An 8,489-nucleotide genomic window follows, 5' to 3' on the forward strand; every position below is an offset into this window, starting at 1 on the left:
CTCACGCTCTACAGCAGTTGTCGTTGTTTGATTTCCATATACTGGCCGATGAGTTGGCTGCACAGCCGGTCCTTGTCCAGCAGGGCTAGGTCGGCGCCCGATTGCCGCAGCCGCCGGCGGGTGTCGTTCAAGGCGCTCCAAGTCATGTGACCCGCCAGATGTTCGTAGATACCCGCCGGGCTGTGCACGTCGTCCGAGGAGAAAAGGGGGTGCGCCCCCGGCGGCCGCAGCATGTTGACCCGCACCACATGCTGCCGGGTGCCGGCGCGCATGGCGCCGATGAAGCTTTCGGCCATCAGCGGGTCGTCCAGATGGGTCAGGAAGAGCAGCAGGGCCCGCTTGCGCACCCGGGTACCGAGGAAGGCGAAAAGTTCATCGAAGTCCGGTGAAACGGTTTGCGCCATGCGGTTGTAGAGCGCTTCGCGGCAGGCGTTGTAGTGGGCGCGCCCCCGGCCGGCCTTGATGAGGCAATCGGGGCGGGCGCCGAAGATGACCAGGCCGAGGCGGTCGCCGGCCCGGTCGGCGGCCAGGGCCATCACCAGGCAGGCGGTGATGTAGCGTTCGAAGATGGTCTCCGCCATGGCTTCCCCGGTCGCCGTTCTCTGTCGACGCCGGTCGCGTCCGAAGGCGGCGTTGCGGGTGCTCAACCGCGAGGCGTCTAAAATGACGTAGATCTCTTGGGACTGCTCCACCTGGTAGACCCGGGTGACCGGAAACCGGCGCCGGGCCGTGGCCTTCCAATCCACATCCTCATAGTTGTCGCCTGGTAGATAATCGCGCAGCTGCTCGAATTCGCGCCCTTTGCCCACCTTGCGCACGGTGCGCCAACCCCACTCCCGGCGGTCGAACAGACCCAGGATATGCTGTCGGTTGCCGGTCAGGTTGGGATAGACCCGGATTTCCACGTCCAAGGCCAAGCGGCGGCGCATGCCCCACAACCTCAAAGGGGAGGGCAGCTCGATGTGGCACGCCGTGAGCGCAAACCGACCGCGCCGCAGGGCGCGACAGGGCCACCGCAGGTGGTGTCGTTGTTGACCGGCCGCCAGATGGATCGACGCCACGGCACGGTCGCTGACGATGGCCGCCGGCAAGGCCGGGCCGATGCGTAATGTCAACGCCGCCGTCTGCGGCTTGATCACTTGCAGACCGATCAGCGCCGCTTGTTCGGCGGTCATGCGCACCAGCGGCGGCGCGTCGATCGCAATGCCGGCCAACCGCCGCCGACCGGCGACGGCGTCCACCGCCGCCGCCAGTCCCAGTAGCAAGGCAATGGCGAGAGCGGCCGGCTCCCAGGCCGGATCGCGGGCCACGGCCACGGCTGCGGGCAGCAGGAGCAGGGCCGTGAGGGCGATCAGTTTGAGGCGCGGCACCATCATCGGGGAACGGTCACCTCCTGCAGCAGCTGTTCGATCACCTCCTCGACGGCCAGCCCTTCAATTTCGTATTCGGGCCGCAGAATAATGCGGTGGCCCAACACCGGCACCGCCAAATCCTTGATATCGTCCGGGGTGACATAATCCCGACCCGCCAGGGCCGCGGCGGCGCGGCTGCCGAGCAGCAGGGCCTGGGTCGCACGGGGGCCGGCGCCCACCAGCACGCCGGGATGGGTGCGGGTGCGGCGCACGATGTCCACCAGGTAGGCCGTCAATTCGTCCTTGACCCGCACGCTGTTCAATTGCCGGCGCAGGCCGCCGAGCACTTCGGGGGTGATGACCGGGCGCACGGCGCCGCTGTTGAGCACCGCCTCAGGGGCTTCATCGCCCAGCATGCGCCGGGCCAGTTGCAACTCTTCGTCCCGTTCGGGGTGGGTCATGGGGATCTTGAGCATGAAACGGTCCATCTGGGCCTCGGGCAGCGGGTACGTGCCCTGCTGCTCGATGGGGTTCTGGGTGGCGAAGACGGTGAAGTTGTCAGGCAGCGCCCGGGTGCGGCGGTCGATGCTCACCATCCGCTCCTGCATGGCCTGGAGCAAGGCCGACTGGGTCTTGGCCGGTGCGCGGTTGATTTCGTCGGCCAACAGGAAAGTGGTGAAGATGGGGCCTTTGACCAGGGCGAAACTGCCCTTCTGCATGTTGAAGACATGGGTGCCGACGATGTCCGCCGGCATCAGGTCGGGGGTGAACTGGATGCGCCCGAATGCGCAACCCAACACATGGGCCAGGGTGCGCACCAGCAGGGTTTTGGCCACTCCGGGAACGCCCTCGATCAAGGCGTGATGGTTGGTGAAGACGGCGATCAAGGCGCTGTCGATCACCTTGTCCTGGCCGATGATCACCTTGGCGATCTCCTGCCGGGCGGCGGTCAGCACATCGGTCAATGGCGTGTCGTTGGCGGTCATTGCGGGTTTCCTTGTTTGAGAAGTTGACAGATTCGGCGATAGAGCCCGACCGGATCCTTGCGACGCGTCGCGGCGTCGGTCTGTTCCAGCAGGGCTGCCACCCGGGCCACCCGTTCCTCCGGTATGCGGTGGATGGCGGGGCCGGCGCGCCAGGCCGCGTGACACACCGCGATCAGGTCAGCCACTGCAACATGGCGCTGCATCAGCGCAATCCATCCATCCTGCGCGCCTTGATCGATGGCGCTTTGTACCCTGTCGGCCGGCGGTGCGGGTGGCTCGGGCACCAGGGGGGCGGCATGGCGCCATATGATCAGCAGCGCCAACAGCAGCAGCGCGGCCGCCGGCGCCTGCAGGCGGAATTTGCGCATTAAACCGGCAATGCCCGGCTGTTTGGCCAGGCCCAGGTGAAATTCATCCACGACCAGCAGGTTGGGCAGCTGGAGCCACCAGGTCAGCAGCGCGCTGTAGCGGTGCTCGCGCAGCGCTTCGTTGCTGAGCAGGTAACTGTCGCCGGCCAGCACCACGGTGCCTCGGCCCCAGGTGCGCTGTAGCATCACCGGGCGGTCGTGCCAGCGGTAGATCACTTGCCAATCGGGGTGGTCCGGGGCGAAGTGCTGTGGCGCACGCCAGGGGATGCGGTCCGGCAGGGTGGCCGGCGCGCCGCCGGCGCGGACGGCGAAATCATCCAGGTCACCCGAAGGGGCCGGCAGCAAGGAGAGCCCGAGAAGGTCCAGCAGGTGGGTGTCATTGTCGCTTTGCACAGGGGCGGAGGGAGTCACATCGTCGCCTGCGGCGGCGTCGCTGTCCGTTCCATCCGTCTGCGCCGTTGTTTCCGCCGCGTCGCTGGGCGCCGTGTGTGCTCCCGGGTCTTCGCGCAGCACGGATCCGGGCGGGACCAAGGTGACGACCAGCCGGCCGCCCCCCTCTTCCAACTGCTGCAGCAGTCGTTGCCAACCCGCCATCTCCAGGAAAGGGGCGCGGCCGGTCACGCCGCTGACCAGGAAGGTGGTATCGGCCGTGAGGACCAGTTGGTCCAGGGGGCGGAAATGGCGTTGTGCCTTGCCATGGGTCAGCGCCTGCACGCTTTCGAACAGTACTTGGGTGCCCAAAGGATCGCCGCGCAGGGAAGAGTAGGGCGGGTAAAGGTCGCCCGCCTGGAAACGCAGCCAGAAGAGCCAACCCACGCCCAGGATGAACACGGCGGTGCAAACGGCAATCGCCACCAGGGTTTTACGCGTCGGAGCGGACAAGGGCGGCGATCCTTTCCTGGTCGGCGATGAAAGCGGACAATTGGTTTTCGGCCACCGGGTGCTTACCGTACCAGGCTTTTTCAAAGGCGGTCATGCAGCGGGAGAAGCAGGCCAGTAATTCCGGTTCGGCCTGGGCGCGCCGGGCCAGTTCGTTGCGGTACTCACGGTTCGATTTGAAGCGTGCCAGGGCGACGCGGCCGGCGTCGCCCAGTTGGGACAGCACGGCCAGGAAGAGGGCCCGCAAGGCCGCGCGCGGATCGTCGCGCGCCATCAAATCCCGGGCCAGGGTCAACCAGCGGTCACCCGGCAGATCGGCGGCGCTGAGGGTTTCGTCGTGAATATCCACATGCGGTTGTACTTGCGCGGCGACCGGACGGCGTTGGGTGGCGCGGCGGGACGACCACCAGCGGTGCAATCCCATCAGCAGCAATAAAAGCAGCAGTGCGCCGATCAGATAGAAGACCAGCCGGATGATTGGTCGCCAGTCCCTGCCGCCACCCAAGCGCTCCGTGGGTTGGGAAAAGCGCCGATCAAGCCAATCGACAACGGCTTCGATCCAGCGATCCACAGCCGCCACCGCCCCTATGATCCGCTCCGTCAACCACTCCAAGGTGCGCGCCACCCAGCCCGTGGCTTCATTGTCCGTTTCGGCAGGCGGCTTTTCTCGCGGCAGGCGCCAGGCGAAGCGGCGGTCCTGCAACAGGCGGTCGATGGTGTCGTCCAGGCGGCTTGCATAGCCTGTCCCTTCGGTTGCGTTGGCGGTGTCGGCCTGCGCCGGCGCCGGCAGGGCGATGGTCGCAAGACAACCCCACACCAGCAGCAAAGCGGCGCCCTTTAAATACGGTTTAATGGCGGCCCGCAGGTCGGCGCCGCTGCTGCGGGCGGTGCTGTGGAAACAACGCAGCGTATAGGCCGCCTTGATCAGCGGATCGATGCAGGCATAGGTCAGGGCGCAGACGGTGGTCAGAAAGGTGGTGTTGGTGATGGCCCGCAGGCCGCCGAAGGTGAAGGGGCTTTCGATGTCCAGCAGCCACTTGGCCAAGTAGGGCAGCAACATCAGGCCGGTCATCAGATTCAAGCAAACGATCAGACCGAAAACCGAAAACAGGGTCAACAGCAGGTGATTCTGACCCGGCCAGGCAAGGGCCTGTGCCCGGGCTTCGCGTACCGCTTGTTTCAAGGAAAGGGTGTCCCGTCCGTCGAGCACGGTCAGGTTTTGAAAAAACGCATAGACCCAGGCCAATGGCAGCACAATGAGCGCCGCAATGGGCAGCAGCACCAAGCCGCCGGCATGCAGGGCGGTTTGGCGCAGGGCGGTGGCCCGCCAGCGCCGCCGCGACCAAGGTGCGTCGACGGTACCGTGCAGCGCGTTCCACAAGCGGCGGCAAAAGCGTACCTGCCACACTTTCATCCATATGAACAGCAGAGCCAGTCCGCCCGCCGCCGGCGCCAGGTAGCGGTCGGCGTAAGGGTTGCGGCTCATGTCGGCCCAGAAGAAAAGCAGTCCCAGCAGAAAGGGGAGGGTGCCGATGTAGTAGGCGGCCAGCGCCGCGGCGCCTTTGCGGCGCAACAGATGAACGGCGTTTTCAGCCAGGGCCGGGGCGCCGGGGGCGCCATGGTCCGATTCGGTCGTCATTGGCTGCGCCACCAATCGGCCTGCCATACGGCCCCCTCGTGAAATTCATGGGGAATGGCCAGCAGCATCCAGCCCAGCAGATAGAAGAGGACCCAGATCAGCGCCAACCCGCCGCCTCCTTGCAGCCAGGGCCACCAGCGGACCCACCAGCGGCCGCGGCGGACGGTCTTGGCGGCGGTTTCGCGGGCCAGGCAGCTGCTGCACAACATGCGATCGTCGTGTTCGGTGACGCACTCGCGGCAGAAAAAACGCCGGCAGGCCGGGCAGCGTGCCACGGCCTCACGGGCCGGATGGTGAAAACAGTGCTGCCGGGCGACCCGATCCCTGTCGACCATGGGGCTCACCGTTTGCCTTGCAGGGTTGCCGCCGCCAGCCCCACCGCTCCCAGGGCCAGGGCGCCGGCGGCAAATCCGGTCAGCAGCGCCCAGCGCACCGGCCCTGCCGTGACGTGCAAGGCCAGGAACGATTGGATGAGGGACCAGTAGTCAAAAGCCAGTTCCGGATGGCGTATGGTGGCGTACATATACATGCCGTAGGCGAAGACGCCGTTCAAACAGGCCAGCACCAGGGTCAACCAGGTGGCCGTGACCAGCAAGGTGCCCCGGGCGGCGGCATGGCCGCGCACCAGAGCGGTGATCGCCAAAACCAGTGTCGTTACCAGGGTCGCCGTGCTCAAGGCCGCCAGGTACGGCTGCTGCAGCCACAACAGTAGGCCGCCGAACAGTCCGTGAGTGATGGCCACCGTGAACAGTATTTGGTGGAGCATCGGCTTGAAGGGCGGTGCAAGCGGGTCGTTCATCCGCGCACCGGTGGTGTCCGCACCGATGTCCACCGTCGCGGCCGGCGGCCGGTCCGACGGGGCGGGGGGGCGGTAAACCCCCTGGGCCTTTTCGGCCTGGGCTTTGATCCGATCGAGCACCTTGATTGCCTGCCGTTCACGGATCTGTGTGGTCAGCCGTTCGCGCTGTACCGCGGTTTGAATGAACACTTCGCAACAGGGGCCCTTGACCAGATGGAGCAAAAGGCACAGGCCCCAGACCAGGGTGAAACCTTCCAGCACAAAGCCGCTGCTACCGAGTGTCAGGGCCATGGCGCCGGTGATCAGCGCCAAGCCGCCCCAGAAGGCGCTCCACAAATGGTGCAGGCGGTTGCGGCGCATTACCAGGGCCTGGATGTCTTTGAAATAGAAGCGCCTGTAGGTCTCCTGCATCATGGTGTGCTCGACCCACAGCAGATGGTCGGCGCCTTGCCAAAGGGTGCGCCGGTTGAAAAGGGACATCCAGCGGCCCGGCAACTTTTCATAGGGTTGGGGTCGGCGGGCCAAGGTTCAGCCTCCAATATACAGGATCAGCAAAACAATCCAGGCGACCAGTTGGGCGCCGGCCAACACCGATGCGGTCACGGCCCGCCAATGCCCCTTGGGCAGGACGGGCGACGGGGTGCGCCAGTGGCGCACCGCGAAAAAGAGGGCCGCCGGCGCGGTGAGCAGCGTCGGAAAAACCATCAGGGCCGGCCAGAAGGCCAAATGCAGGGCGATCTCGTCCCGGCGCAGATAGCGCTGCTGGAGCGCGCCGATTTTGCGCTTGTCCCGGCCGGCCTGCAGGCAGGCCATGCAGATGGTGCGCCCCTCGAGGGCCACTTGACACACCTCGCACAGCAGGCGCCCGCAGTCCGCGCAGGGCGCCACCGCCAGTTGTCCGGGGTGGTGGAAGCATTCCGCCCGACCTTGAGCGGCCGCACCGAGATTGCCGGCCCCCTGCCCGTCGTTGGCCCAAAAGGCGTTGAACAGGTCGATTCTGAGCAGGGAGCGGCACCCGGGGCAAGACGCCGCACGGCCGGTGTTGACGGTCTCGGGGCCTTGGATGGTGTGACAATGGGGGCAGGCGATCATTGTGAGTTACCGGCTCCCGTCAGTTGCGCACCACACGGGTGCTGCAGATACGGTCGTGGAGGCTGCGCTTTTCGTTGTCGAAAGCCGCCATCAAATATCCGATCAGCAGGATCATGGCGCTGATGAATTCGGCAAAGTAGCGCCCCAGGCCGCGCAGGTAGCTCACCCGGGTCCCTTCGGCGGTGACCACCTTGAGTTTGCAGGCCATTTTACCCGGTGTGGCGCCGAAGCGGCCGAGGAAAAAACTGGTGTAGAGCGCCGGAATCAGAATGGCGATCAACTGCTGCAGGCCGAGCAGCCACATTGCACCGGAGGTGAAGAACGCCTCGGGATCGTCATAACTCGGTGCGGAGGTGGTGACCAGCAATCCCATGGCGCCGACCAAAATGGCTTGGAAAATGCCCAGGATCAGATAGTCGATGATTTTCGCGCCGAACCGCACCCAGAAACCGGCGTATTGCATCACGGCCCCGGTAGCGACACCCTCTTTGAGGCGTTGCACGAAAAGCGGTTTACAGGCGGCGCAGATCGCCTGGCCGTCGAACCACACCACCTGCGTTTCGGGCGAAGAGCGGTGGCATTGGGAACAAACGACGGTTTCGCTGCGCAACACCGCTTCCGCGGGGGGTGGTGCCGGTGCGGCGGAAGGTTGTGGGGGCGGTTCCGGCGGGGTGTCCGCGGGAGGCTGCGAAGCGGCTCTTTTAGCGCCGACCAACTCCGCCAGGGGACGCCATTGCGCCATGGTGGTGTTGCGCACCAGGGTCCGGCCGTTGATCTTTTTGGCATGCACCAGTTCCTGCAGGCGGTCTTTGCCGACGGGTCCCACTTCCTGGGTGCCTTCCTTGTAAAACCACATCATCAATCATGCTCCTCTCTTTTGCAGACGGCACCGCAACCCGGCACACTGCCTGCGCCGGAATGGATTCCGGAACTTTAATACGGTCCCGGCCGTCGGGATTGCATGTTACATGTTAAAGGATTTACAAGCCTTCGAAAATGAAAACAGATGAATAACTTCAGGACCATAGCAAAATGATCGGTGGATGGGCAAGTTAAAATTATGCCCTGCCGCAATTCCTTTAGATGGCAATGGATAGTTTTAAGTTTTAAGTTTTAAGTGTTAAGTTAAGGTATTCTGTCTGTTATATATTCTATACGGAGAACAGGCGGTGTCGCTTTTACGGATGCATGCATTCGATTATAGGGTGCCGGACGAAACGGCGATCAGTGGTTAACGATCCTGTAGGGTAGGGGCACGGCGTGCCGTGCCCCTACGGGCTGGATGCGTGGCAGTACCCATTTGCCCGATCACCCCAAACCCAATAAAATCGATAGAATTCATTAACTTAAAACTTAACACTTAAAACTTAAAAC

Annotated in this window: 8 protein-coding genes; all 8 read right to left on the reverse strand. The window is 64.4% G+C overall.

The features are described 5' to 3' along the window. Positions 1–8 precede the first annotated feature (8 nt). From MRX98_RS18990 to MRX98_RS19025, 8 genes are read right to left on the reverse strand one after another with little or no spacing between them, the layout of a single operon-like run. On the reverse strand, positions 9–1,376 hold the full coding sequence (locus MRX98_RS18990) for a DUF58 domain-containing protein (RefSeq protein ID WP_246913810.1): 1,368 nt from the start codon (positions 1,374–1,376) through the stop codon (positions 9–11). Further along, the gene (locus MRX98_RS18995) at positions 1,373–2,338 is read right to left on the reverse strand and encodes an AAA family ATPase (protein WP_246913812.1); all 966 of its coding nucleotides are present in this window, start codon (positions 2,336–2,338) and stop codon (positions 1,373–1,375) included. Before MRX98_RS18995 ends, MRX98_RS18990 begins: the two co-directional genes overlap by 4 nt. After that, the gene (locus MRX98_RS19000) at positions 2,335–3,588 is read right to left on the reverse strand and encodes a DUF4350 domain-containing protein (RefSeq protein ID WP_246913813.1); all 1,254 of its coding nucleotides are present in this window, start codon (positions 3,586–3,588) and stop codon (positions 2,335–2,337) included. Before MRX98_RS19000 ends, MRX98_RS18995 begins: the two co-directional genes overlap by 4 nt. After that, complete coding sequence (locus MRX98_RS19005; protein ID WP_246913815.1) at positions 3,569–5,224, reverse strand: DUF4129 domain-containing protein; 1,656 nt, start codon at positions 5,222–5,224, stop codon at positions 3,569–3,571. The genes MRX98_RS19000 and MRX98_RS19005 overlap by 20 nt, the downstream gene beginning before the upstream one ends. Further along, positions 5,221–5,559: a B-box zinc finger protein gene (locus MRX98_RS19010; protein ID WP_246913817.1), complete on the reverse strand. Its 339-nt coding sequence runs from the start codon at positions 5,557–5,559 to the stop codon at positions 5,221–5,223. The genes MRX98_RS19005 and MRX98_RS19010 overlap by 4 nt, the downstream gene beginning before the upstream one ends. Positions 5,560–5,564: 5 nt before the next feature. Then, a complete protein-coding gene (locus MRX98_RS19015; RefSeq protein WP_246913819.1) occupies positions 5,565–6,548 on the reverse strand; it encodes a hypothetical protein in 984 nt (327 codons plus the stop codon). Positions 6,549–6,551: 3 nt separating this feature from the next. Then, positions 6,552–7,115, reverse strand: coding sequence for an MDR/zinc-dependent alcohol dehydrogenase-like family protein (locus tag MRX98_RS19020; RefSeq protein WP_246913821.1), 564 nt, complete (start codon positions 7,113–7,115; stop codon positions 6,552–6,554). Positions 7,116–7,134: 19 nt separating this feature from the next. Next, positions 7,135–7,974: an RDD family protein gene (locus MRX98_RS19025; RefSeq protein WP_246913823.1), complete on the reverse strand. Its 840-nt coding sequence runs from the start codon at positions 7,972–7,974 to the stop codon at positions 7,135–7,137. Between the last annotated feature and the right edge of the window lie 515 nt (positions 7,975–8,489).

This window comes from Desulfatitalea alkaliphila (assembly GCF_022968795.1).
GTDB lineage: Bacteria > Desulfobacterota > Desulfobacteria > Desulfobacterales > Desulfosarcinaceae > Desulfatitalea > Desulfatitalea alkaliphila.

Excerpts from the sequence above, each read along its gene's own strand:
- MRX98_RS19010 (WP_246913817.1), bottom strand. The coding sequence starts at position 5,559 with ATGGTCGACAGGGATCGGGTCGCCCGGCAGCACTGTTTTCACCATCCG.
- MRX98_RS18990 (WP_246913810.1), bottom strand. The coding sequence starts at position 1,376 with ATGATGGTGCCGCGCCTCAAACTGATCGCCCTCACGGCCCTGCTCCTG.
- MRX98_RS19005 (WP_246913815.1), bottom strand. The coding sequence starts at position 5,224 with ATGACGACCGAATCGGACCATGGCGCCCCCGGCGCCCCGGCCCTGGCT.
- MRX98_RS19020 (WP_246913821.1), bottom strand. The coding sequence starts at position 7,115 with ATGATCGCCTGCCCCCATTGTCACACCATCCAAGGCCCCGAGACCGTC.
- MRX98_RS19025 (WP_246913823.1), bottom strand. The coding sequence starts at position 7,974 with ATGATGTGGTTTTACAAGGAAGGCACCCAGGAAGTGGGACCCGTCGGC.
- MRX98_RS18995 (WP_246913812.1), bottom strand. The coding sequence starts at position 2,338 with ATGACCGCCAACGACACGCCATTGACCGATGTGCTGACCGCCGCCCGG.